Here is a 24,430-nt window from a genome sequence, read left to right on the forward strand (position 1 = left end):
TCAACAGGACTTAACACTACAAAAATTTCACAATGTTGCTATATGTGTTTGAGCATCAAAACAGGAGAATAAACAAATGATTATTTACCGTTCCTCTTTAAACTAAAAAATCCAAAGTAGTGGATAACATTCATACGCGAAGGATTCCAAAGATAGTACCTTTAAAAGAATTAAAACTCTTTTGTACGACTTTGGAAGAGAGGGAAACAGAATGTATCCAGCCCTTCAAATAATAAATGTGACCTTTGCAATGGGTTGTAGCAAAGGCGTCCTGACGGAACAGTGAATCAGGCAAACGAGTCTTCTTATAGACGACTGTTTTTGTACATTTTTTGAGATTCTTTTTAAAAATGGCTTTCCGAGCAATATTCAAGCACGCGACATAATCGCGATCAGCGGAGAATGTGCAATTTGGACAATAAAACCAAGGAAGAGATTTGTGTTGTTTTTTGTGGTTATCAGAAGATGAAAAGTGTTGCCCTTTGTGCGAACATTTTGGGCAAATGGAGCTGGTACCTGCTGGATGAATAGGCTTTTGTAAAGAATAACCACACAGACTGACTTTATAATCAGTCAGAGCAATAATTTTTTGGCGGACAGTGGTGTTTATTTGATGATTTTTATTACGAGAGTAACCACGAGATTTAAGTGATTTTAGGTTTTCATAATAGATTTTTGAGCAATTGTAGTGTTTGGCAAAAAAGACAATGATGTTCGCGGCTGTGTGTGAGATTTCTTTGTTAATCAATGAAATTTTATTCCATCTTTTGGCAATTTCTCTATTACATTGTTTGAATAACGAATCTTTGTGGAGAAGCTTATCGCGCTTGCTTTTCCAGTGATCAATATCTTTGTAAATTCGTTGTAATTTACTTTGTATCCCACAAAAATTAGCAAAATATGGCTGCGAAAGTTGTTCGCCTTTGTTATTAAAAACACAAAGAGTAAGAAGTTTACGTACTCCCCAATCAATGGTAATAAAATTTTCGCTTTTTTGTTTTTTAGGTTTTTCGACAGTGATTTTAAAGTCAAGAATTGGCAAATAATCACCATGAACACAATCAAAGCGAAGATCAGGAGATGTTATTTGTTTCTCTTCGAGAAAAGAGGGAAGTTTTATATTTGTTTCTAACCAACGCCATTTTATTTGTTTACCACAGCGATCTATCACTTTGAAACTGAGTTTTATTTTGTCTTTATCTTTCGTTAGTTTTATCGCTTGTCCATCATCAGGCGCGTAAGTCAGTATTTTCTTCTTTACTTTCGGTGGTTTCTGTAAAGCGTAAAAATCTTCAGGAACATCTCGATGTTTACGTTTATAATTGATTACTTGCTCTCTGATGTTTTTGACATAATCTGCTTTTTCGAATATTTCATTTTTAATGAGTAGTTTGTTTGTCCACTTTTTCGGATCATTTGTTTCCTTCATCAGTAAATCAAATACTCGCATGCGATCTCGTACTTGGCGCATCGTTCGCCCAACAATCTCCAGTACTCCACGATTGATCCGACTTGACATTTTACTTTTTTTGTATAACTTTACAAATATCGGCTCTAACACCTTGTATGAATACTTGCTGTTATTTCCATCAAATACACTATACAACTTGTTTTTGTGCGCAAACTCCAAGTACTCATTCGCTTTTTCTTGTACATAAGCCAATGTTTCGCGTAATTTTTCGGCTACTTCCTTATTCTTTATTGGAATCGGGAACGCCAGTACTTGTCCGTTTTTTATTTTGTCTTTTTTTTCTTCGTTCATGTGAACGCCGTCCATAGATTTTTGCACAATAAACTGTTAGCACCATTAAAACATCTTCTACAACTACCTCTTCAAATTTTTTCTCTGGTCTTTCATTTAGCACTACTAGTTCTACATTTTTCGCTGTACAAACTTGTTCTAATATTTGTGTTGCAAAGCGCATTAACCTATCTTTATAAGATACCACCACTTGCTTTACATTATCATTTAGTATTAAACTTAGTAACTTTTTTAGACCTCGTTTTTCGTAATTTAATCCAGATCCTATTTCTGATATTTCTACTACATTTGATGTTTTGTGTTTTTCACTATAATTCTTTAGCTCTTGTTTTTGCCTGACTAAGTCTTCTTTTTGATCATGCGCACTTACTCTTGAATATAGTATCGTTTTTTTATTTTCGTTTTCAATACCAAGCTTTTTTTCTATGCCTTCCAGGTTGTATCTTCTATGTCCACCTAATGTCCGTATTGCTTCTAATCTCCCCTGTTTTGTCCAATCGCGAATTGACTGTGTTGTTACACCAAAAAACTCTGCTACTTTCCCAATACTTATCCATGTCATTTTATTTCTTCCTGACACAGTAATTTTATTTGTTTTACACTATTATAACGTATAATAAAACAAAGTTCAAATAAAAAAAGTATGTTTTCCGTAAGTTAGGTTTTCAGCATTACTAAGTACTCCAGTATAAATTTTCGGGTATAAAAATAAAACTTATGATAAAGAATACCGTTTCCACCTATTCTATTACTTTTTCGGATGATATCCGAAAACTTTTGCATGGCTGCTTACTTTAGATTTTTACAAGTTAAATCGTTACTGCAGTGTGCCCCATCATCGCAATGGTATTTTTAACTTTTATAGTTACTATTAAAATGTATTTAACTAGGGCAGATGCGATTAAGCGCGGCGATTTGGATATAAAATTTTTTCGAGTTCTTGACAGCTTTAATGTTCCCGAAGATGTCGCTAAGGTGACACGTCACTATACCAATCTCTATGAAATGCCAGTATTGTTTTATCTCGGTGCTGTTCTTATCTTGACACTCAAAATAGACGATGTAACCTTTGCTATAATAGGCTGGTTATATGTTTTTTGCCGGATTGCTCATGCTTATATTCATATTACTTATAATAAAATAGGACACCGAATTAGAGTCTTTCAACTCAGTGTCTATGTACTAATAACTTTATGGATAAAGATTTGCTATCATGTGGTAATCTAAAAAGAAAAAGGGACAGCCAGTATTTGTTTGCAACGAAACTTAATAGAGCTGAACAAAACTTAAAACATAGGTTGTGAAACAATGAAATAGACAAGTGTAATGAACATCGACCTGAGATAGCATGAGGGGCCACATATCAAATAATATCAAGATCTTAGCCTTAATACAAATCAATATTCCTGATATTAATTATGAATATTCAAATAAAAAAAGCACACCGGCCAAGGTGTGCTTTAGAATAAGCATGTAATTCTACATATAAATTGTAAACATAAAAATAGATAAGATTTTAGAGCGCTCAACTTTAATAAGCATACTCATCCATCCATGATGCTAGACCTGGTCTTGAAAAAAGTTCTTGCCATTTTTCTTGTGAAACTTGTCTCATGCTTTGAAATTCGTGGTAACCAAAAATTCCACCTCTTGCAAATTGTACTTTACCGTTTATTGGTATAGCCACCCACATTTCGTAAACAGCACCAACACCTGCATATAAATGATTGTCAAAGTTGGAACTATTGCGATAGTACATTGTCGATATATCTTGAATTGTTGCACTACCGTATTTGCCTTCCCAACCTAAAACAAAATTGCACAATTCTGAGTAATCTTTTTTGGTTAATTCCTTATTTTCTAACATTTTAGATGAAATAACCGCAAGTTTTTTTAGCATTTTTTTATAGTGAACTAATTCTTTTGCAACACCGCTTTTTAAGGGATAACCAATATGTTGTAGAACTTCTTCAAAATGTTCTATTTTTGTTGCCATACGATTAAAAAATTCAGGATATGGCTCAATAGTCCCTTTTAAATTAAGTGTGCTTTCACCAGTGAAAATTGGTTGCCCAAAAGAAAGATCTAGAAGGCCACAAGCAACAGATGTTAGTTTTCGTGCCTGCCACTGCTCAGAATGGCTAAACATTGGAGCCCCCTTACCCTCCGGTATTTTTAGCGAATTTAACATCCACGCTAGACTAATAAGTCCTCCTTTGCCCCATGGATAGCTAGAAGGTTGTAATTCTTTTTCCAAACGATTTTGATACTTACGAACCGTAGTTTCATAGCCTTTGTATCTGTAATAGCCTTTTTCTTCTGCTATGTATTTCGCTTTATGCCAACCCATAATTACTGCAATATCCAGTAAACTAGGATCTACACGTGGCAAATGGAGTTCACCTACATAAGGATAAGTTAATTGCTGTAGTATAAAATCGCAACCTATACTACGGCGCGAAAATATTCTAAGTCCACTTTGTAAACCTAACTCGGAGCGAATTTTTGGTAAACGCGTACGAGAAATAGCTTTGCAAAACTCAAGTAACTTATCTTTTTGTGAAAGAACATCTAGGGTAATTGTTGATCCATATATTTTGCGGGCAGTCTTTAAATAATCAATAAGATGTGGATCATCTGCTTGGCCATAAAGAGCCGTTAATATATAATGAATCTCTTCCCACATCGACATACCATCTGTCGATACTGTTGCCATTAGTAATAACATTGCACTACGCGTTTCAGAAAGGTGCTGTTCTATTATCTTTGAATGGTTATCAGCTATGCGAAATAAACATCTTGCATACCATTCATGAGCAAGAAGGTACCTTTCTAATCGCTTATTTTTAGATTTACGTAGCAATTTAAAGCGACTATAATCCATCGCATAACCAAAAATGGGACTGTTGACAATTTCGACAGGATAATCATTTTCACCTGTATAAATCAACTTCAGTTCTTTTTTAACTTGATCTTCTATTTTCAAAGAGATCTCTTTAGGCCATTGTTGGTGTAAATCTAAAAGTACAGAAGCTACACGGATAAAAGCTAGCGCTCTCAAGCTTGCTTTCTCATATTGTGGCGCAATTTTTTTGTGTAAGTCCATTAATTTATAGCTAATAATTTCAGTGAAGCTCGCAAGCCTGCCATAAAGTGCTTTTTCTTCCACATCAATTCTCAAGCGCCCTAGTATGTGAGAAAAACCAGAGATTGCAGTATCTACTGTTACATACGAAGGTATAGAATTACGCTGATTTTTTTCGTATATCTCATTAAAGGAGCCAAATTTATTCTTAGTTACAACAAAACCTTTTTGATATAAAAATTGTATTTCACGTTGGCTAAGATTTGCTTCCTTGAGGTAACGTATATTTATAGGAACTTCATACTTTGGAATTTTAGCATTTACTTTAATTAATTTGTGTTCGACATTGCTTTTTTCTGGAAAAGCAACCAATGGTGTATAACTTAAAGAAAAAGAATCTGATGCATAAAAATTAGGTAAAAATAAGCTAACTACTATAAAAAGAACTATCGCCACAGTAAAACAGGCTTTTTGCAAAAAACTAACACCCGTTGGAACTGTTTCGTCGTCCATTTTTTCCCACAAGTCTTTGTTGAACTTATCCCAAGAGCAATTTGTTGGTAATGGTGCAATCAAACTATTGCATTGCTGTTTGACAATGTGTAATTCTTCGACTTTTTGTCGTAATGTGTCACTACTATTAATGGCTTTTTCCACGTAGATTTTTTGCTCTTGAGAAAGCTCATTATCGACGTAACCACTGAGTAAGATCTCAAGATTTTCGCATTTCATGCCATTAACCTCTTCACCATTAAGGAATTAAAAACGTATAACAATAACCATTTGATTTATAACAATATTATAAATTAAATTGTTACTTCTTACACTTCTAATTCTTGGTGCTGGCCACGCGATTATATCTTTCTAAGAACTATTATCTACGATTATTTAGACAATTTAATAGCATCGCAATTATAATTTGAAATGTGCTTACGAATATAATCTCTTGCGTAGTATATTCGAGACATTACCGTTCCAACATTGCAATCGAGGATTTCTGAAATTTCCTTGTAAGAATATCCTTCAATATCACAAAGAACCAGTGCTGCTTTTTGTTTTGCTGGTAACTGAGATATCAATTTTGTTAGCTTTAACTGTAATTCTTTTTTCTCTAAACTTTGCAAAGGACTTTCTGTTTGTTCTTTGTACTCAAGGACTAATCTTTCACGATATTTTTTATTTCGTTCGTTCTTTTTTAAAAAATTTAGTGTTAGATTAACACCAATGCGATTGAGCCAACTGTAAAAAGCATTTGGACAACGCAATTTATGAATAGATTTGTACGCCTTGAGCAATGTATCTTGCAATAAATCCATTGCATCTTCTTGGTTGTGAACCATGTAATAAAGTAAACTATACAATTTGTTCTTGTATTTTCCTGCTAACATTCCAAAAGCAGATTTATCTCCAGCCATTGCTTTTTTTATCAGAAATTCTTCGTGGTTTTGCTGATCACTATTGATATTTTTTTCTGAAGTCAATGGCGTTCCTTTCGCGATCAGATACGTTTTTAATAAAAATCATCTACTGTCTGCATGCTTTTCCTTTCTGGATTAAAAAATAATAAAAAAATTACAAAAGTACTGCTGTACCTTACAAATTTAATATAAGAGCTAATGTTTCGAAACATTGTTGTTACATGAACACTCTATAGAGACAAACTATTGTATACTATATTCAAAAAAAAATAAATTTTTTTTAAAAAATCTCAATTTCACAGTTTAGGATATAAGTAAACCGATAAATTTTTGTTAACAAATGCTAACAAATGCAAGCTACAAAGAATGCAGCCAGAGGTTATCTCCCAATGCACGTAGAAAGATTCCACGCGCTCCATTAAAATCGCGATCAATACGCTTCTTACAAGAAGAGCAATTAAAAAACTTGTGTCCACCAATATTTTCTTTAACATAGCCACAAGAGCTACAAGTTTTGGAGGTATATGCTTCGTTTTGTTCGATAACAATAGAAGACAAGAGCTCAGCTTTAGACTTCAAAGTATTTTTGAACTTGAAGTGCGACCAGTTGAGCATTGCTCTGACTGTTTTTGAGCGTATTTTTCGCTTTGAACGTAGCACCATTTGGCTGGTTTCAAAAGGTGGTATAATAATAATTTCAAAATGTTTGCACAAGAAATTGGCAGTTTTGTGATGGATTTCGCTGATGAGATCTTTGATTTTCCATCGCATGCGATCAGCGGCTTTTTTCATACGCTTTTTACGTCGTGATTTTGCTTTCGATATGCGACTGGTAAGTTGATCGAGATGATGACATAGTCGCACAATACGACCAAAATCACCACAGCCGACTTTGCCACAACTGTGTTTGGTGTAAAAAGTTTGAAAAGATCGAACTCCTGGATCTAAAGCAACGATGTCACTCCTTTGGTTTTCAGGTTTCATGACAGGTTTGCCTTCAGGCTTAACAAGAAAAAAACGTCCTTGTTGGAAAACAACACGGCAATCAAAATAAGCTTTACCAACAACTTCGCGAAGTAACAATTTTCCCATTTTGCGTTTATAAAAGGAATCTTGCTTTACAGCACTTTTTGGAATGTAGATGCACTCATCGCGTTTTTTGCGACTTTTGAATTTCACTTCCTGCACTTTACCAGTTTTTGCGAACTTCTTTTTGGCATTTTGTACAGCTTTGCACGCATCTTTAATAGCAATTGATTTGATTTGAAAAGGAGTTTCTTTTGACCACTCAGATAGATCATCAAGTATTTGTTTCTTGATTTTCATCCAGCTTGCAGTTGTATTTGGCTGTTTTAGATAGTGAATCGTTTTGTTGTAAACAAACCGAGCGCAACCAAACCAGTTACGTAAAAGTTGCCGCTGTTTTTTGTTTGGATAAGTGACTTGACAAAAGTAGTTACCCGTTGAATGCAGGGCTTTATTTTTATAGCGCGGCGCGACGAAAGCGCGCAGCCGTAGCTGCGTAACAGAGGAGCAACAAAGCTAGAAAATTAAAGAACAAAATGCCAATGGGTAAATACTTTTGGCAGGTCACTTAGAATCTTATTTTCCTGCTTCTTTTTACTGCTATACCTTCGCATTCCGTGAAGTTTACACGAGAATACGTGTATGATCGATATAAGATCTTCTGTGAGCTTTTGTTGTGCACTACTTTTATCTTCTTCGACAACCATGACTCGCCCACCACCGATTTCCATAATCCACTGGATAAGTCGATATCCAAATCTACTAAGTCTGTCTCTGTGGGTACAAAGTACTTCTTCGATTTCTCCTCTAAGTCCTTGTTCCAGTACTTTGAGCAGCCCTTTTCGTTTGAAGTTGAGCCCTCACCCAATGTCGGTGATGATTTCATGATTTGGATACTTTTCCTTCATAAACTTCTTTTGTCTTTCCAAGTCGTCTTTTTCCTTACTGCTCGATACGCGACAATAACATACTTTTTTCTTTGGCTTTTTATTACCTAATATACTTTCCAAATTGTATCTTCGTTGGTTTGATTTTGTGCGTATTGTTTTGATAAGTCCTTTTTTGTCCCAGTTTCTTAAAGTATTTGCGTGCACTCCTAATATTTCGCAAGCTACTCGACTTGGTACCCACTGCATTTTTTACCCCTTTTTCACTCCTATTTTAACCTTTTTAATATTTGTTAGCAAATGTTAAAATAATAATTACTAGTAAACAACCTTTAAAATTATGGTTCAAATTACCTGCCAAGAATAATAAACAGTTTTGGTAACACTTTAGACGATATATCGTATTTCTTTGATAAATAGCCTTTTTATGGTACGATATATCGTATCTATAAAATACTGTGTATTTATTAGTATTTCGTAAGTCATTTACAAACAGGTAGATATATTTTTTTATGTTTTATGGCATTATTTTTGCAAAATACATAAATGAAAATATAACTAACCGAGCGTGCTCAAATTTTTGAAATACGCCTAGAATAGCGATATAGAATTTATACCAAGATAGGAAATATATGTCTGATGAAAACAAATGCCCTGTAATGGGCGCTCGTAAAGCTACATCAAATAAAGATTGGTGGCCAAATCGCCTTGACCTTAAAGTTTTGCACCAAAATACATCTGAATGTAGTCCAATGGATAAGTCATTTGATTATGCTGAAGCATTTAAAACGCTTGATCTCGAAGCTGTAAAAAAAGATCTTTTTGCTTTGATGACCGACTCTCAAGAGTGGTGGCCTGCGGATTATGGTCACTATGGACCATTTTTCATTCGAATGGCATGGCATAGTGCTGGTACTTATCGTATTGAAGATGGACGCGGAGGAGCAGGTTCTGGTACACTTCGTTTTGCTCCACTTAATAGCTGGCCAGACAATGCGAATTTAGATAAAGCAAGGCGACTATTGTGGCCAATCAAACAAAAATATGGCAAGAAAATTTCTTGGGCAGATCTTATGATTCTTACCGGCAACTGTGCTCTTGAATCAATGGGCTTTAAGACATTTGGTTTTGCCGGGGGACGCGAAGATGTTTGGGAACCAGAAGAAGATATTAATTGGGGTTCAGAAACTGAGTGGCTTGGAGATGAGCGCTATACTGGTGATCGCGTACTAGAAAAACCGCTTGGCGCTGTTCAAATGGGGTTAATCTATGTAAATCCTGAAGGCCCAAATGGCAACTCTGACCCTCTTGCATCTGCTCTTGATATTCGCGAAACTTTTGCACGTATGGCAATGAATGACGAAGAAACCGTTGCATTAGTTGCTGGTGGTCATACTTTTGGAAAATGTCATGGAGCGACAACAGACGATCATCTTGGAGCAGAACCAGAAGGTGCAAGTATCGAAGAACAAGGACTAGGTTGGAAAAATAGTCATAATACAGGAAAAGGTTCCGACACTATTACTAGTGGACTTGAAGGCGCTTGGACCACTCAACCAGCCAAATGGGACAACAACTTTTTTGACAATTTATTCGGCTACGAATGGGAAAAATTCCAAAGCCCTGCAGGTGCTTGGCAATGGAGACCAACAGATGCATCTGCTGAAGGAACAGTACCAGATGCTCACGATTCCTCTAAAAAACACGCACCAATAATGCTCACTTCTGATTTAGCTCTAAGAATGGATCCGATTTACGCGCCTATATCCAAACGCTTTCACGAAAACCCAGAAATATTTGCAGAAGCGTTTGCAAAAGCGTGGTATAAGCTAACTCATCGTGACATGGGACCATACGCAAGATGTCTTGGTTCACTTGTTCCTGCAGAAGCCCAACTATGGCAAGATCCTGTTCCCGCTGCTAACCACGAACAAATTAATAATCAGGACATTGACAATTTAAAAAGTAAAATTCTTGCGTCCGGGTTATCTGTTTCGCAACTTGTTTCAACTGCTTGGGCCTCGGCATCTACATTTCGCGGCACCGATAAACGCGGTGGGGCAAATGGAGCACGTATTCGCCTTGCACCACAGAAAGATTGGTCTGCGAATAATCCAACCGAGCTTGCAAAAGCTCTCGAAACACTCGAAAAAATTCAATCAGAATTCAACGATGCGCAAGAAGGCAAAAAGGTTTCTATTGCTGATCTAATTGTTCTAGGTGGTAGTGCTGCTGTCGAGAAAGCAGCAAAAGATGCAGGACACGATGTTAAAGTAAATTTTACTCCAGGTCGTACAGACGCATCATCAGAACAAACCGACGTAGAATCTTTTGATGTTCTAGAACCACAATCTGATGGCTTTCGCAACCACCTTGGAAAAGAATCAAAAAGAACTCCAGCAGAACAGCTTATTGATAGATCGCATTTACTAACCCTAAACGCACCAGAAATGACAGTTCTTGTCGGTGGTTTACGTGTACTTAATGCCAATACTAGTCAGTCTAAGCATGGCGTTTTTACCGAGAAACCAGGTACATTGAGTAATGATTTTTTTGTAAATCTACTAGATATGGGCACAGAGTGGAAAGTATCATCTACAGATAAGAACATATACGAAGGTTCTGATCGTAAGGTCGGTAATGTAAAATGGACAGCCACTGCTGTTGATTTAATTTTTGGTTCGAACTCACAGCTGCGTGCAATTGCAGAAGTTTACGCTTGTAACGATGGCAAAGATGCATTTGTACAAGATTTTGTTGCTGCGTGGATCAAAGTAATGAACTTAGATCGTTTTGATCTTAGTTAATATTTCAAGAACAGAACTGCTTACTACTGTAAATTTACAGTAGTAAGTTGTTTCTAAAATCAAAGCTTGTTGTCTTTATTTATAGGTAGTTTTAAATGTGATGAGAAAGTTGCGGGAAAAAATGTAAAAAATAGGGCCTGTCATCATTCAAGCTAATGAAGCCAAATAATGCAAGAAACTAAGTATACAGCCGCTAAAAAATTCTGAGCAGTTTTGTCGTACCGCGTAGCAATAGCTCGATATTGCTTGAGTTTGCAGAATAGATTTTCTATCAGATAGCGAGATTTATAAAGGTGGCTATCGCATTCTTTTGGCTTTTTAACTCGGAGGAATCACAACAATAATATCTCTTTGTTCTAATTTTTGAATAACGCGTTCTTCTGCATAGTAAGCTTTGTCAGCAAGTAGCGCTTTAGCTTTGATAGAAGGTAATAGAATATCTGCTCCCACCAGGTAAGTCGCGCCAGGGAATACCTACTCTATCTACAAACGACTACGATTACGATATCTAATTGATGACACTTCTAGTTAGTTGAACTTTCGGGTCAGGATCGTATTTTTATTTCAACTAGGACAAGTCGCATCTTTTACTATTCTTACAATTTGTACTACTTAGAAGAATAGATAAACCGATCGGGTTTTCTTACCGGTCAAAATGCGACAATTTCGCCAATAAACGACTAAAAGACTCTGACTTATAAGCCTTAATTTCAAATAGAGAATTGGATTTACAACAAAAATGAAATCCTTCTTGCGGATCAACAAAATAAGCGTTGCCGTAATTTATTATATTCTTTATATGTATTGCTTGGACAAGACTTATATTCTGAGTTATAAATAGATATTCTCCATCAACGCAGTGCCACTCACCTTGGCAAGCAAGAAGATCATATTTTTGTGGTAAATTGCTAACAACTAACCATATTGATTGTTCTTTAGTAAACAAGCTTTCCAATATTTCTTTCTCCGTATTTTTACCAAACATCTGTACCATGGAAAATGTTTTCCATTGTACCGTACGCATTGTAATTGCAAGGCGACGTTGGCGAATTATTTGTTTCCCAGAAACCAACTCCACCTCACTTTTTTTTATGCCGTGAGCCCACTCATAGCGAGCTTCTTTTTTCATACAAACCAGACTTCCAGGTTCTAATACAATAGCGAATTTCTCTTTTGTTTCTTTGTGTTTAAAAATCATAAAGCATTCAGATATAAGACTAATAGAAACCACTTCTTCTCCAAAACATGGTACGGTATCTACATGGGTACCAATTCCCTGTCCAGGCAAATATTCATTTATCAAGGCTTGTTGCGCTACTTCTGTGACTATTTTTTTTCGGTAAAGTTCACTAGCAACGTTTTGCAGCCACTCCGGAAATTTTCCTAGATAGGAAAATGGATAAATCATTCCCGTTTTAAAAAAGTAACGATAGCCATAATGCTGTGTACGTCTCTTTAAATCTGTAATCCATGATTGTTGATCTATTATTTTCACAAGTATTTGTTGTTGTGCACTGTCTAAATAATTTGCTATATAAAGAAGCCCAGGTATTTTCTGCATCGCTTGTTGTTGTGAAATTCTTGTTACACCTTTATCCACTTTATTTTTCTCCGCCGCTTTTATCTAAGTAATCCGCCAAAAGTAATTACCCATTGGTATTTTGCCCTCTTAATTTCTAGCTTTGTTGCTCCTTAATTACACAGCTGCGCCTCGCCACGCTGCACAAAGGAATACAATACAAAATTTTTTCATTTTTTTCTCATCTTAAATATAATGCAAACAATATTACATTAATCACGTATATACAAACATACTAACATATTTTGTAAGGTCATCTAACATTTACTAAAGGAATTTATTATGTTTCAGAAATGTATTATTGCAATATTAATATTTATAACCGGATTGTTTTTTATGTCGGAAAAAAAGCGTTTTGATAAAATGGAAAACGCAAGAAATCATCAAGTATACTCATTAATTTCTAAAAACGATCATGGCAAAGTGCTTGTTCAAAACTACTATGTAGATGAAAAAGGAGCTGTTGTGTGGTTATAAGTCACGCAAACAAAACAATATGCTTTATATACTACGTCCCTCACCTAACAAAATGCCAAAGCTCTTAAAAAAATGGCAAAAAAATCCTCTGACTTATAGCCAAGTAGGCTGCACTAAAAATGAAGAAGTGCCTAAAGGTTTTAATAAAGATAAACGTCGTGTGCTACTAGGAAACGGCGAGGATATTTTTACCAAAGCTAAAGAAGCCTTAAAAAACTGGAAAATGTACGATGTTAGTTGGATGGATGTACATCGTCCATTTGCACCTTTAGAAAAAGACGAAACTAGCGTCACCTTTATCAAACTATTTGGTATATGGTTTGGTGCTATTCCATGTCGTATTGTTTATACAATAAACGAATGCCATAACGGTGTAACCTACTTTGGTTTTGCCTTTGGTACTGTAAAGGATCATCCTGAGGTAGGAGAAGAGAAATTTGTCGTCGAGTGGCACCACCAAGACGATAGTGTTTGGTATGAGGTCTGTGCTATTTCAAAACCAGGGCATTTTTTGACAAAATGCGGTTATCCCGTAATGCGCTACTTGCAGGGGTGTTTCTTTCGAGACACTCAAAAAGCGATGCAAAGAAGTGTAAAGTAAAAATAATATTGCCTTATTTTACATTTCTTTAAAAATTTATCATTTCTAATATTTTATCATATTTATCACAGAGTATCTATTTTGTAGATACGCCAGTTGCTTTTAATTGTCACCAATTAAAATTCAATATTGACACTAGCTCTTCTACTAAAAATTATAAAAAATACAAATTATTTTTTATAAAAACAATACTTAGTAAATCTTTTACCTGCGTTACAAAACCCTCTTTACTCAAATTCCAACGAAATACTCTTTTCAATCCAACAGAAATCACATCTTTTACTTTACCCAACTACTAAATAATAACATAACACCTTTATCCAACACACCTGATATTGTTCATTCCTCTATATTCCTAGCCACTTTACATTCAGAATGAGTTGATATCCTATCTTTATAAGGCGCCATAAATAAAAATATTTTCAGACAAATAAGAAAATGCTTCCAATAAAAGAATAGAACGTAATTTAACCTACAAGAAGTTTTAAAATATGTAGTTTTTTGTTGCAGATCTTGGATAGCACAACGGTAGATTTCCTAAAGTTTTATTATAGCTGTAGACTAAATTATATACTGGTTTAAAATATATCTAAAACTTCTGCAGTTCGTTGTTAAAAATTTATTAAAGGTATAAATATGAAGCAAATAGTAGTTTGTGCGTTAATATTATCTATGCTTCCGGGATGTTTATTGTCGATAGGTTCTGTCTATCCCTTTTTTTCAGGAAAATCCACTACTAAAATTCCAACTGGAACATGGAAATTTACTAAATTAAATTTTAATTCTAATTTAAATATTAGTACTAGATTAAATTTTAAGACAAAAATTAATCTAAACACGAAATTCAATATGGACATTGGCAAGAGTAACCTCATACCTCTAAAAGAACATGTAGAGATTTCTTTTAGTGATTCTGAGGTAGTTGTCTCGGGAGAAAACTATACCTCTTATTTCTCTGCCAATTATTGCATGATCGGAAAAGAACTCTTTGTGAACATGTTTCCTATAAAAGATAGTTACGGAAAACGGGGAAAATCTAAAATTGTCATAGATGAAGATGAATATTTAGGAGAAACAGAGAAAACGCAAATCAATACCATGGGAAGAGCTTTTTGCGCAAGAATAAATATTCTCGTTAAAATAAACTTAGAAAACGACCAGCTTTCACTTGCAACAATGGAAGCAAAACTAATTAAAAAAGTAATCAAAGAAAACAAATTAACAATCTCTTTTAGAGAAAGCCAAGGTCGTATTTTATTTACTGATTCTTCTGAGAAATTGTTTTTATTTATACAAAAATATAAAAATCATTTATTTTCCAAAAATATTTCTTACCTATTTAAAAAAGTATCAAAAAAATAGATATTGCCAGTAAATTTTGCTAGCGTTTTTTGCATTATACTTGAAAAAAAAATGACGAAAAAATTCAAAATAGCATGAATTTTTTCAGGAGAATCCGGTGAATTTAGAAAAAATGAAAGATTTATTAAGTTTAGGCATGTCTAGTGGATTTAACCCCGTAGATAATAAATCATCCAATAGTGATAGCAAGCAAGATAATATTGTATCTTGTGGACAAATGTTGAATCGATATTTTATTGTAGAAGAAATTGGCAGAGGTGGTATGGGCGTAGTTTACAAAGCTATTGATGAAAAACTTTGCCGTGAAGTAGCTCTAAAGGTTCTTTGTAGTGGAAATACAGACTCTCTATTACAAGAGGCAAGATCAATAGCACAGTTAAACCATCCTAACATTGTCCAAATATTCGAAGTGTGCGAAGACCCTGTTCCTTTCTTTACAATGGAACTTGTGTGTGGTAATTCTCTTAGTCAGTTCATACAGCAACACAGTAAAAAATTTAAAGATAAAGAATACTTTCGTAAGATTACAGCGATCTTTGTTGATATTGCAACAGCTTTACACTTTGCTCATGAAAAAAACACCATTCATCGAGACGTGAAACCAGAAAATATAATACTAGATAGTGAATTAAAGCCAAAAATTATGGATTTTGGTTTAGCTCAACATGGAATCCAAACGCCCGAAAAAATGGCAGGAACTCCTGCATATATGTCACCAGAACAAGTTCAAAGTTTAAGTGTAGGCAATACTAGCGATATATACTCATTAGGCGCCACATTGTATGAGACAATGACGATGAATATTCCATTTCAAGGAGACTCTATTCTCAATACAATCTATCAAGTTGTTATTGACGAACCTATTAGACCAAGACTTCTAAACCCTAAGATTCCCAAAGATTTAGAAGCTATTTGCTTGAAGTGTTTAGAAAAAAAGCCCAAAAAAAGATATTGTACAATGAACAATCTAAAAGAAGACCTAACAAATTACTTAGATAATCATCCTGTATCTGCTAAGTCACCTAGCAGTATCGAAAGATTATGGAAATTTGGATTGCGCAACAAAGCTATTTTTATTTCTGTTCTGATTATTTTGAGCATTACGCTTTTTTATTTCCATGGAATCTATAGTGCTCTTAAAGCCGAAAATAAAGCATTTTCTGAAAGAAATATTGCTATAAAAGAGAAAAAAAAAGTATTATTAAAACATTACCTAAATATTACCAATAATTATGTGTCAAACCAAGAAATTACAGCTGCCAACGAAAGCTTAGAAACTTTAAAAAGTCTATACAAAGATGTGAGCAATCAAAAAGAACACATTGAACTAAATTGGCTACAGAAAAAATGCTACCAGCAAAAATATATGAAAGATTTACATGATAAATCAAAACTATTTTTTACTAACGAAAATATGATTGAAGTAACTCACAAAGGTGACATCTATTCATATAAAAGCGGTAGAGAAACGGGACGCAATATTCAATATTCTATTCCTGCAATTCATAGTGTTTGTATAAGTCCTGACTATAAATACATTGCTATTTTAAGAGGATTAAACGCGAATTGTCGCTTAGAATTGCATGATGTCAAAACCTTAAAAATGGTCTTTAGAAAAAAGATAAATGACAACTATGATCGTATTTGTTCATTTTATGATAGTGACACACTTCTTATAGGCGGAAGATCTCTTCGAATTTGGAAACTTGAGAATAATAGTGTTACAGAACTAAAATCTATAGATAGTTTTTCAGAAGGTGTTGTTGGTTATGGCGACGAATTTACGATTAGTGCTATAAGCGCAAATTTAAAAAAGCAAACTGTAGCATTCATATACAGTGGTGTTTTGTACACTTACTCATTTAAAAATAAACAAATAGCCAAAATACTCTCAAAAGAATACTACACTTGTTGTCAATACTACGCAGAAGACAATCTACTACTGGGATCTTCAAGTGGAAAATTATACAATATTGCTCAAGACCTTAGTGTAAAAGAAATTGGTAATCACAAAAGCGAAGTGAAAAAAATAGTGTACGCACAGAAAAATCTTTTTACCTGTACCTCTAACGGCGAAATATTTAGATGGGATTTAAACTCTAGGTTATTACAAAAAATAATTACTAACGAAGATGTACTTTCTGATTTTACGGTTTACAACAAGGTCCTTTTTACTTTAACAGAACACAAGATATATTATTCTAGATTAAGCCAACCAAATCCTACAATTATTGAAGAAAATGGAACAAATGTTAATATTGTTGGTAATCACTATACTACCGCAGGAGGATTTGGTAAGGTAGTTATTCGCAATTTGAAAACAAAAACGGAACAACAAAACATTGGATGGTTTAAAGCAAAATATGCTTTTTTTGAGCCAATGACAAACACTCTCATTTGGATTACCGGATATGGCGATAGGCAAGTTTATATTAGAGATAAGACTTCATTTTCTACAGAGAAATTAAAAAAAGATTACCCTAATATCTCTTTTTTTGAAAAAGAAGTTGTAGGTGGGTTATATTGTAAAAAAAATAAGCGATTTTTTCTTTATAATTTATTTGGAGAATTAACTGTTTGGGACTTAACTAGTAGAAAACTACTACAAGAATTGTATCATGGACGTGAAGAAATAAATGATGCAGGTGTTTTAACTGCAAACTTAAGTGCAGATGGCCGATACATAGTATTTATTTTTAGATATAGTTTTACAGGAAATGATAAAAGTATATTAGTTTTCGATTTAGAAAAAAATGCATATAAAAAAATTAAAATCGAATATCGTGGTTCTAACACCAAAGTAAAACTTACTTTCTTAAATGGTATAAGATCTTTAATTCTTTGCTTTGAAAACTTTATTAAAATCTGGGATTTTAATAAATTAATGTCTGGAGAGAAATCATCTATAACTCTGAAAAAACACAAAAACTTTATTTCTTCTTTTTCGTTAGCTCAAGATAACAAACGTCTAATTTCAACAGACTACGACGGGCGTATTTTAATGTGGAATTTAGAAAACGTGTGGAGTAAAGAAAAAAGTGATTATTTTTTATTCGAAATTCAAAAACGAGGTAAAACAATTTCTGATAGTGTTTATAGTGAGTCTTTGCAAAAATTAATAACGGTAGGAGAAGATACCCGAATCTGGGATTTTGCTTTAGAGTAAATATTATGTGGAAAACAACTCATTGGTCGCAAATTTTAGAAGCACAACAACAAAATCAGTATGCCATAGAAAATCTATGTAAAGATTACTGGGAACCCGTCTATAAGTTCGCATGTAAGTATTACAAGAACGATGCAGAGGATATTACTCAGGAGTTTTTTGCTAAATTTTTAGAAAATAAATGGATCACCAAAGTATCAAAAACCAAAGGTAAATTTCGAACCTTTCTAATCATCACCTTGATTCGTTTTATAAGAGATAAGTATCAAGGGAAGCAAGTACGGTTTGAGAAAGATATGGTGAATTTGAAAGAATCGGTGCAAATACAAGATTTTAATCGTTACTGGATTGAAAATTTATTATCGCTTATTGCCCGTAGAATGCATTCAAAATACCAAGGAAATTTACTAAACTATATTATATTCAGAATGTACTATTACCATGCTCACAGTGCCTTTTTTCGCCCAGAAGATATCGTTTCTATTGATAGCTTACTGGATATGATAACAAAGCAACAAACCAATATAGATAGATTTCTATATTGCAAAATATGTAACATGCCTTTAGAAGACATAACTTATATCAAAATATCAGAAATATTGAATTCCGTATTGGAAAATAATAATCTCAATGAAATTAGCGAAGTTGATGTCAAAGAAACCTATTACTTAACACTAATTGACTGGAAAGTAACGAATTGGAAAGCCTTTGCACTGGAGTTAATGAAACAACTAAAACCTTTAGCCAAAAAATACAAGTGGTTTGATCACACAGAAAAATATATTATTAATTTCTTGAATCGTGTTATAAAAAACGAAGATCTAGAGGATAGTCTTAATGTTCCTGCAACTATCACCAATAGTAATATGTCTACTGCACAGAAAAATAGAACTATTTTAGAGTACGTTTATTCGCAATACATTGAGAAATATCAAATAAGATTAAATCGAAAGATACTTGAATTACACTATGGTCAATTTTTTGTACCATATCTAAATGAAGATCCTTCTCTTGCCATTATCGCTAATCAGCTCAATGTCTCTAAATATCAGATAGAAAAATCGTTAAAAGAAACAGCCATTATATACAAGGAAATTATGCGCGACGAAGTATCACGTTATGTGTATCCTCCCGAAGTTTCTGACGAGATTGCCTACCTGCAAGCTTTGCTATAAAATTGTAATCATAGGTTACACTGAATATAAGTAACTCCCATGATTACAATTTAAGCGATACCAACTAAACAAAAAAGTACATCTTTTTTATACTCCACTTTCTAATTATCTTCGATTTTAAAATCCATACTTAGTATCTTCGATATAATTGGTAATATATATACACCAAAAGGAGAGTAAAACTTCACCGATAAACCTTCGCTGTCTGCGGCAAACACCTGCACTGAATTTTCTAGGTATTTTTCAAGAGTAGTTGCGTCGGGTAAGAGCGTAAAATCAATTGGTACATAAGACCTTGGCACAATAGCCTGTACCAATGGTACAACTGTACTATACACAGGTATAACTAATTTTTGCAAATTTAAATATTGAACATTTGTATAGCGAACGTTCTTTAATAATTGTTCTAAATCTTTTGGAAAGTGTCCATTTTTTTGCACAATTAGGTTTTTCACTGATTCAGGAAACAAAGTAAAAAGAACTCGATCGTCTGAAATTATATAGGTTGGTGATACTGGGATAAAGTTATTTAGAGAAAATATTTGAAAATAGTTTATCTCATAGCCATTCCATTTTGAGTTATAGCATGTATTTTCAGGTATCGCTTGCGAAATTTTATTTAATAAAGACTTAAATTTCTCCAGATTTGTCAAGCTTAATTGTAATGCAACATCTGGCAATAGACCATTAGAAAAACTAATTGTAAAAAGATATTCTGTTCCCAAATCAGCAAGAGCCTCGTCTATATTTATTCCTAACTGATCATTAATTTGCTGCTCTGTTTTAATAAATTCATTGTAAGTATTGGGACTAAAATCATTCAATATTTTGTAAAAAATATCTTTTGTCGATTTTAAGTTAATATAACCATGGTGTAATGAAATTAAATTTTGAGGAATAAATTTTTCTAAACTGCGCGAAGCAGTCGTAGTTGGAATGATTTCTTTCAAGAGTCCATGACGTTCAGGCATATAAACCTGTAGTGTTTCTACAACTTGTCCATTTTCAAAATAAAGCCCTGCGCCCAAAGATTGTATACTATTGACACCCATCGTCTTCATTATAGAGGCAACATGTTTTCCAAGTGACTTTTCTGCCCACTCTATAATAGAAGTCGGATTTACATACAGAAAAGCACCGTCTTTTTCCTTGATCGTCTTCTTTTTTATATTTTGATACATTGGTAAATCTGCAAGACTATTTTTTACTTGTTTAGTAAATGCCTTTGCAAAAAAATCTTTATCAGTAGAAGTAAGAAGTGTATTCTCAACAACACTGTAAAAAGCTGACTTACTATTTGTAGCGACTAATTCATACACATTATGATCATTGACTTTATGCACCAATATGTTTGCACCCGGAACATTCTCTATGTATAATTTTTTTAATGAAGAAATTATTTTTTCTTTTTGATTGCCTAAATCCCAACTGATAGAGATATTAAAATTGTTATCAACAGCAATAGACATATGCCCAGAAAAAGACATCACCGCATCAGAAAGTGAAGAATCTAATTTACTTTCAATTTCCTCTCGTATTTTAGTTGTTGCTTCAAAAATTTCACTTGGCATTGTTTGAAAAAAAGCTTGCCATTCTTTAGATAAAAATAACTGCCAAACACCAGTTGTTTTCATTTCTTTATACAATTTACTACCATCATTGATTTCAACATAAAGAGTAGTTGAGTCTGACACGATTTCAGCAGTGTTGTATTCTTCGCATAATGTCGTTACCGCTATCAAGGAGCACATTACAATGTAAAATAAAGTTTTTAACATTTGGTTTTTCCTAAAAAAATGAGAATAATCAGAGAATACCCTTCCATTCAAATATTTATTTAAAGCGTATCAGAACGCATAATTAAATGCTCACTGTATTAACATCAATAAGTAAATATCCGAATTAACGGTTAGAGTAATAGTATTTTCATCTTTTTATTGGAGGCATTTTCTACATTGTCTGAAAAATTTTTATTTTAATTCAAATTGTCAGTTCTCTAAAATAAAAGATAAATCATAGTGCGACTTTTTTCATCCTGAATTTTCTTCGAAATATTTCAGCCTAATATAGGACGTGTCATCATTCAAAATATTGTGTGTTTTTTCGAGCCCGAGCCCGTTTGCGAGCCCGTTTCCGAAACTTTTACTAACAATTTATCAAAGAAGCAAAGTTTCTTTTTCCATCGCAAAAAACTAGTATTGAACCAATAAATCACTTTCTGTCGCTCTCAAAAAATTTTCGGGCGCGGGCTCGCAAACGGGCTCGGGCTCAATACTACTGGCGTATCATTGAATGAATCCGTTATATTTTTATCTGTATTGAATGATGACAGGCCCTAATCATAATAACAAAAGCATCTTTTAAATTGTAACATTTGCAATTGTTACGATTTGTGCTAGTTGTTATATTTGCAGCGTCATTTTAAATAAGTTTTCAACTGCTAACAAAAGTCTTTGAATTAAATAAAGTTCAATAAGCTGTAACTTACTTTTGTTTTGGACTCTTGCGTATCAAGTGTATACGTTTTTGTTTTTCATCTTCATAAATAATAGCAGGGAGAGATTTCATAATCGTTTTCCCTTGTGTTTTTTTTATTTTTTTAATTACCATTTTTACTTCTAAAAGTTTCCAACCAGGTGAAAAAGTAATGAGAGTTTTCATTTTAGGTTTAACAATTGTTTTCGCTTTGATTTCTTTACCTGTTTTGATAGCACAAACTTGGGCATAGTATTTGTCATTATGGTATTTATATAGTTTGATAAATGCTGTTTTGTTAGCTACTCCAAGTAACTCGATTTTGTACAAAGACTTTTTGACGGGTACTGTACTTTTTTCTTGGGCACAAAAAAAAGAAAAAGAAACAACTAACAAGAGTAGAGCCTGCAATTTCATAGATAATATCCTAATAAAAGTTTCGAATCGAAACATCATTTCTTCTATAATTATACCTTATAAATCATTTTTCAATAGATAATCTATTTATTATCGCTTTTTGCATTGTTCGCTCTTCCTTGGAGACAGTCAACATCAGTAACAAATTTACAATTTCCTGACGACTTTCTTTTGAAAGAGCAACAACCTTGCGTTTATCTTTCTTATCATCAAGTAGACGCGCCATACAGTGTAGTACTCGAATTGGTCCAGATTTTGCCAAATTTTGTAAATGCTGAAGTAGTAACGAAGGATCAATTTTCGATAATTCGCGAAATTCAAATCTATATTTCACTGGGGATTTATCATAATAAAACCCACAAACAACGCGCAATGTTTGCATTTCTTTTGGCGCGTAAAACTCATAATTCATAAGATTAAATCCATCACCAACAGAAATATGATGTTGCTCTAGAGGAATGCCATCAATAAAGAGTTTTATTGGTTCATTGATACTACCTAGTATCTGATAATATTTTTTACCTATACTTATTCTGTAACGTTTGAGTTTGGTCAAATTAGTCTTTATTGCATACGGACCTTCTCCAGGTTCTACTACGATAGTTTTCTTCATTGTTTTATATGATATATAATGAGCAATAATACTGTATTCGATTCCAGGAAAAAACTTAGTTTCTGGCGTTGCACTAGTACCGTCAATCAGTACCTGTTCTGCCTCAAAGATACAGCAATCATCAAATAGACCAAACGATAACGAACGTGCTTTGGCATGCAAAGTTTCGCGAATTACGTATGGTTTCTCACTGGGAGAAATTCGAATATTCTTTTTATTTTCGCGAAACTCATAGCCAGGACGGGTAATTTCTAGTATATAGTTACCTGGTTTGATACGGTTTTGCTGTTGTACATTACGGCAAATTACATTTTCACCAATGAGAGTTACTTCGCAATCGCCAAGAGCTTTCGCTTCGCTTCCTGGTTCAACATCATACTTAATATCGTGAATAACTTTTAGGTACTTCGCTGTCAATTTAGCAGAAAATTTATATGGACGATTGTCGGGAAAAACAACTGCACGACCTAGATACAAACGATAGCCTTCTTTTTCGATTTTGACTTGATATTCACCAGGAAAAATCATTTCGCCAGCAGGGTAAAATTCGCTTTCTTTTACGCCGCGTAAAAAAACTTTATGAGCAGCGATATTCGATTCAACATCGTGCGCCAGATTTACAATCAAAGGGCGAGAATTTGCAACTAAATTTCTTTTCAACACTAGTTGTCCTTCTCCTGGCTCTATCTTTATTTTTTCCGTTATTTTCTTAAATCCTGGATGAGCAATAACTAGATCATGAACCCCAGGTTTAAATCTTTCCGATAACTCCATCTCTCTACCACCTAAAACTAGGAGCTCAGGATAAAATTTGTCGTTTTCAGCAAGAAAGTCATGAGTAACTTCGATAACAATAAAGCGTGGCTTTGAAATCAACGTCTTTTTAACAATAACTGGAGTTATCCCTATAGAAACGTTTAATAAAAAACTCAGCTCTTCAAAACCTTTTTTTCTTAAAATTACACGATGATCACCTGGAAATAAAAAATCTGTAGCTAAAAACTTTTTGCCACCAACAAGTATTTCGTCAAGCTTCATTAAAGTTCCTGGTCGATAATCGTTATCTATTTGTAAAGTTAAGCGACGCGAACTAGTAAGCGCAGGAAAATGCATCTCTGTAGTTTCTTGGCCTATTTGTAGAGAAAACACTTGCACAAGTGTACAAATTGTAGCGCACAAAAATACCACCATTATACACAATTCTGATCTTTTCCATCGATACCGATTATTAGACATTTTCAAACTTTTTCCTCCAGTGTTTAAAAAGAACTAGGGCGTGTCATCATTCAAAATATTGTCTGTTTTTTCGAGCCCGAGCCCGTTTCCGAAATTTTCATTAACAATGTTATCAAAGAAGCAAGGTTTCTTTTCGATCGTAAAAAACTAGTATTGAATTAATAAATCACTTTCTGTCCCTCTCAAAAGTTTTCGGGCGCGGGCTCGCAAACGAGCTCGGGCCCCATACTACTGGTGTATTATTAAATGAATCATATTTTTATCTGAATGATGACAAGAACTAAAAACAAAATATATAACGGTTCTATTTTTCTAGACATATACATCACAAAAAACTTCAAAAA

Annotated in this window: 17 protein-coding genes and 2 pseudogenes; 7 read left to right on the forward strand and 12 right to left on the reverse strand. The window is 33.8% G+C overall.

Translation table 11 applies throughout. The annotated features are described in order from the left end of the window. Positions 1-130: 130 nt before the first annotated feature. Positions 131-1,762, reverse strand: a complete 1,632-nt coding sequence (locus UABHE_RS08500) for a zinc ribbon domain-containing protein (RefSeq protein WP_372369821.1) — start codon at positions 1,760-1,762, stop codon at positions 131-133. Continuing rightward, complete coding sequence (locus UABHE_RS08505; protein WP_372369822.1) at positions 1,692-2,324, reverse strand: IS607 family transposase; 633 nt, start codon at positions 2,322-2,324, stop codon at positions 1,692-1,694. Before UABHE_RS08505 ends, UABHE_RS08500 begins: the two co-directional genes overlap by 71 nt. A 263-nt stretch (positions 2,325-2,587) precedes the next feature. Here UABHE_RS08505 and UABHE_RS08510 point away from each other — a divergent pair, with 263 nt between their 5' ends. Further along, the gene (locus tag UABHE_RS08510) at positions 2,588-2,989 is read left to right on the forward strand and encodes an MAPEG family protein (RefSeq protein WP_372369823.1); all 402 of its coding nucleotides are present in this window, start codon (positions 2,588-2,590) and stop codon (positions 2,987-2,989) included. A 304-nt stretch (positions 2,990-3,293) separates the two neighbouring features. Here UABHE_RS08510 and UABHE_RS08515 read toward each other — a convergent pair whose 3' ends face one another. The 5 genes and pseudogenes from UABHE_RS08515 to UABHE_RS08535 all read right to left on the reverse strand — a co-directional run bounded on the left by UABHE_RS08515 (position 3,294) and on the right by UABHE_RS08535 (position 8,427). Further along, a complete protein-coding gene (locus UABHE_RS08515; protein ID WP_372369824.1) occupies positions 3,294-5,579 on the reverse strand; it encodes a DUF3160 domain-containing protein in 2,286 nt (761 codons plus the stop codon). A gap of 152 nt (positions 5,580-5,731) precedes the next feature. Further along, complete coding sequence (locus UABHE_RS08520) at positions 5,732-6,328, reverse strand: RNA polymerase sigma factor (protein ID WP_372369825.1); 597 nt, start codon at positions 6,326-6,328, stop codon at positions 5,732-5,734. 294 nt (positions 6,329-6,622) lie between these two features. Further along, positions 6,623-7,738 (reverse strand): RNA-guided endonuclease InsQ/TnpB family protein, encoded by a 1,116-nt coding sequence (locus UABHE_RS08525; RefSeq protein WP_372371592.1) that lies wholly within the window; start codon positions 7,736-7,738, stop codon positions 6,623-6,625. A 77-nt stretch (positions 7,739-7,815) separates the two neighbouring features. Beyond that, positions 7,816-8,133, reverse strand: a pseudogene (locus UABHE_RS08530) (recombinase family protein); the annotation flags it as partial. Between the two features lie 18 nt (positions 8,134-8,151). Then, positions 8,152-8,427: a recombinase family protein gene (locus tag UABHE_RS08535; protein ID WP_372369826.1), complete on the reverse strand. Its 276-nt coding sequence runs from the start codon at positions 8,425-8,427 to the stop codon at positions 8,152-8,154. Positions 8,428-8,810: 383 nt separating this feature from the next. Here UABHE_RS08535 and katG point away from each other — a divergent pair, with 383 nt between their 5' ends. Then, on the forward strand, positions 8,811-10,985 hold the full coding sequence (gene katG / locus UABHE_RS08540) for a catalase/peroxidase HPI (RefSeq protein WP_372369827.1): 2,175 nt from the start codon (positions 8,811-8,813) through the stop codon (positions 10,983-10,985). Positions 10,986-11,137: 152 nt separating this feature from the next. Here the strand turns inward: katG and UABHE_RS08545 are convergent. Together UABHE_RS08545 and UABHE_RS08550 are read right to left on the reverse strand one after the other, a co-directional pair. Next, a pseudogene (locus UABHE_RS08545) lies at positions 11,138-11,438 on the reverse strand (transposase); the annotation flags it as partial. 190 nt (positions 11,439-11,628) lie between these two features. Continuing rightward, a complete protein-coding gene (locus UABHE_RS08550) occupies positions 11,629-12,585 on the reverse strand; it encodes an alpha-ketoglutarate-dependent dioxygenase AlkB (protein ID WP_372369828.1) in 957 nt (318 codons plus the stop codon). A 261-nt stretch (positions 12,586-12,846) separates the two neighbouring features. Here UABHE_RS08550 and UABHE_RS08555 point away from each other — a divergent pair, with 261 nt between their 5' ends. The 5 genes from UABHE_RS08555 (at position 12,847) to UABHE_RS08575 (ending at position 19,345) form a co-directional block, all read left to right on the forward strand. Beyond that, the gene (locus UABHE_RS08555) at positions 12,847-13,041 is read left to right on the forward strand and encodes a hypothetical protein (protein ID WP_372369829.1); all 195 of its coding nucleotides are present in this window, start codon (positions 12,847-12,849) and stop codon (positions 13,039-13,041) included. Positions 13,042-13,060: 19 nt separating this feature from the next. Further along, the gene (locus UABHE_RS08560; RefSeq protein WP_372369830.1) at positions 13,061-13,642 is read left to right on the forward strand and encodes a DUF1990 family protein; all 582 of its coding nucleotides are present in this window, start codon (positions 13,061-13,063) and stop codon (positions 13,640-13,642) included. A gap of 636 nt (positions 13,643-14,278) precedes the next feature. Further along, positions 14,279-15,004, forward strand: coding sequence for a hypothetical protein (locus UABHE_RS08565; RefSeq protein WP_372369831.1), 726 nt, complete (start codon positions 14,279-14,281; stop codon positions 15,002-15,004). 97 nt (positions 15,005-15,101) lie between these two features. Further along, positions 15,102-18,170, forward strand: coding sequence for a serine/threonine-protein kinase (locus UABHE_RS08570; protein WP_372369832.1), 3,069 nt, complete (start codon positions 15,102-15,104; stop codon positions 18,168-18,170). A gap of 5 nt (positions 18,171-18,175) precedes the next feature. Continuing rightward, entirely contained in the window at positions 18,176-19,345 is a 1,170-nt protein-coding gene (locus tag UABHE_RS08575; protein ID WP_372369833.1) for an RNA polymerase sigma factor, read from the forward strand. 101 nt (positions 19,346-19,446) lie between these two features. Here UABHE_RS08575 and UABHE_RS08580 read toward each other — a convergent pair whose 3' ends face one another. The 3 genes from UABHE_RS08580 to UABHE_RS08590 all read right to left on the reverse strand — a co-directional run bounded on the left by UABHE_RS08580 (position 19,447) and on the right by UABHE_RS08590 (position 24,086). Further along, positions 19,447-21,123 (reverse strand): hypothetical protein, encoded by a 1,677-nt coding sequence (locus tag UABHE_RS08580; protein WP_372369834.1) that lies wholly within the window; start codon positions 21,121-21,123, stop codon positions 19,447-19,449. A gap of 706 nt (positions 21,124-21,829) precedes the next feature. Beyond that, positions 21,830-22,237 (reverse strand): hypothetical protein, encoded by a 408-nt coding sequence (locus tag UABHE_RS08585; RefSeq protein WP_372369835.1) that lies wholly within the window; start codon positions 22,235-22,237, stop codon positions 21,830-21,832. A gap of 64 nt (positions 22,238-22,301) precedes the next feature. Beyond that, complete coding sequence (locus UABHE_RS08590) at positions 22,302-24,086, reverse strand: hypothetical protein (protein WP_372369836.1); 1,785 nt, start codon at positions 24,084-24,086, stop codon at positions 22,302-22,304. Positions 24,087-24,430: the final 344 nt, after the last annotated feature.

The sequence above is a fragment of the Candidatus Uabimicrobium helgolandensis genome (genome assembly GCF_041508025.1).
Lineage (GTDB): Bacteria > Planctomycetota > Uabimicrobiia > Uabimicrobiales > Uabimicrobiaceae > Uabimicrobium > Uabimicrobium helgolandensis.

Bases quoted from the DNA above. Each gene is read 5' to 3' on its own strand.
- UABHE_RS08580 (WP_372369834.1), bottom strand. From the start codon at position 21,123: ATGTTAAAAACTTTATTTTACATTGTAATGTGCTCCTTGATAGCGGTA.
- UABHE_RS08565 (WP_372369831.1), top strand. From the start codon at position 14,279: ATGAAGCAAATAGTAGTTTGTGCGTTAATATTATCTATGCTTCCGGGA.
- katG (WP_372369827.1), top strand. From the start codon at position 8,811: ATGTCTGATGAAAACAAATGCCCTGTAATGGGCGCTCGTAAAGCTACA.
- UABHE_RS08500 (WP_372369821.1), bottom strand. From the start codon at position 1,762: ATGAACGAAGAAAAAAAAGACAAAATAAAAAACGGACAAGTACTGGCG.
- UABHE_RS08585 (WP_372369835.1), bottom strand. From the start codon at position 22,237: ATGAAATTGCAGGCTCTACTCTTGTTAGTTGTTTCTTTTTCTTTTTTT.
- UABHE_RS08560 (WP_372369830.1), top strand. From the start codon at position 13,061: ATGCTTTATATACTACGTCCCTCACCTAACAAAATGCCAAAGCTCTTA.
- UABHE_RS08555 (WP_372369829.1), top strand. From the start codon at position 12,847: ATGTTTCAGAAATGTATTATTGCAATATTAATATTTATAACCGGATTG.
- UABHE_RS08575 (WP_372369833.1), top strand. From the start codon at position 18,176: ATGTGGAAAACAACTCATTGGTCGCAAATTTTAGAAGCACAACAACAA.
- UABHE_RS08590 (WP_372369836.1), bottom strand. From the start codon at position 24,086: ATGTCTAATAATCGGTATCGATGGAAAAGATCAGAATTGTGTATAATG.
- UABHE_RS08505 (WP_372369822.1), bottom strand. From the start codon at position 2,324: ATGACATGGATAAGTATTGGGAAAGTAGCAGAGTTTTTTGGTGTAACA.
- UABHE_RS08535 (WP_372369826.1), bottom strand. From the start codon at position 8,427: ATGCAGTGGGTACCAAGTCGAGTAGCTTGCGAAATATTAGGAGTGCAC.
- UABHE_RS08515 (WP_372369824.1), bottom strand. From the start codon at position 5,579: ATGAAATGCGAAAATCTTGAGATCTTACTCAGTGGTTACGTCGATAAT.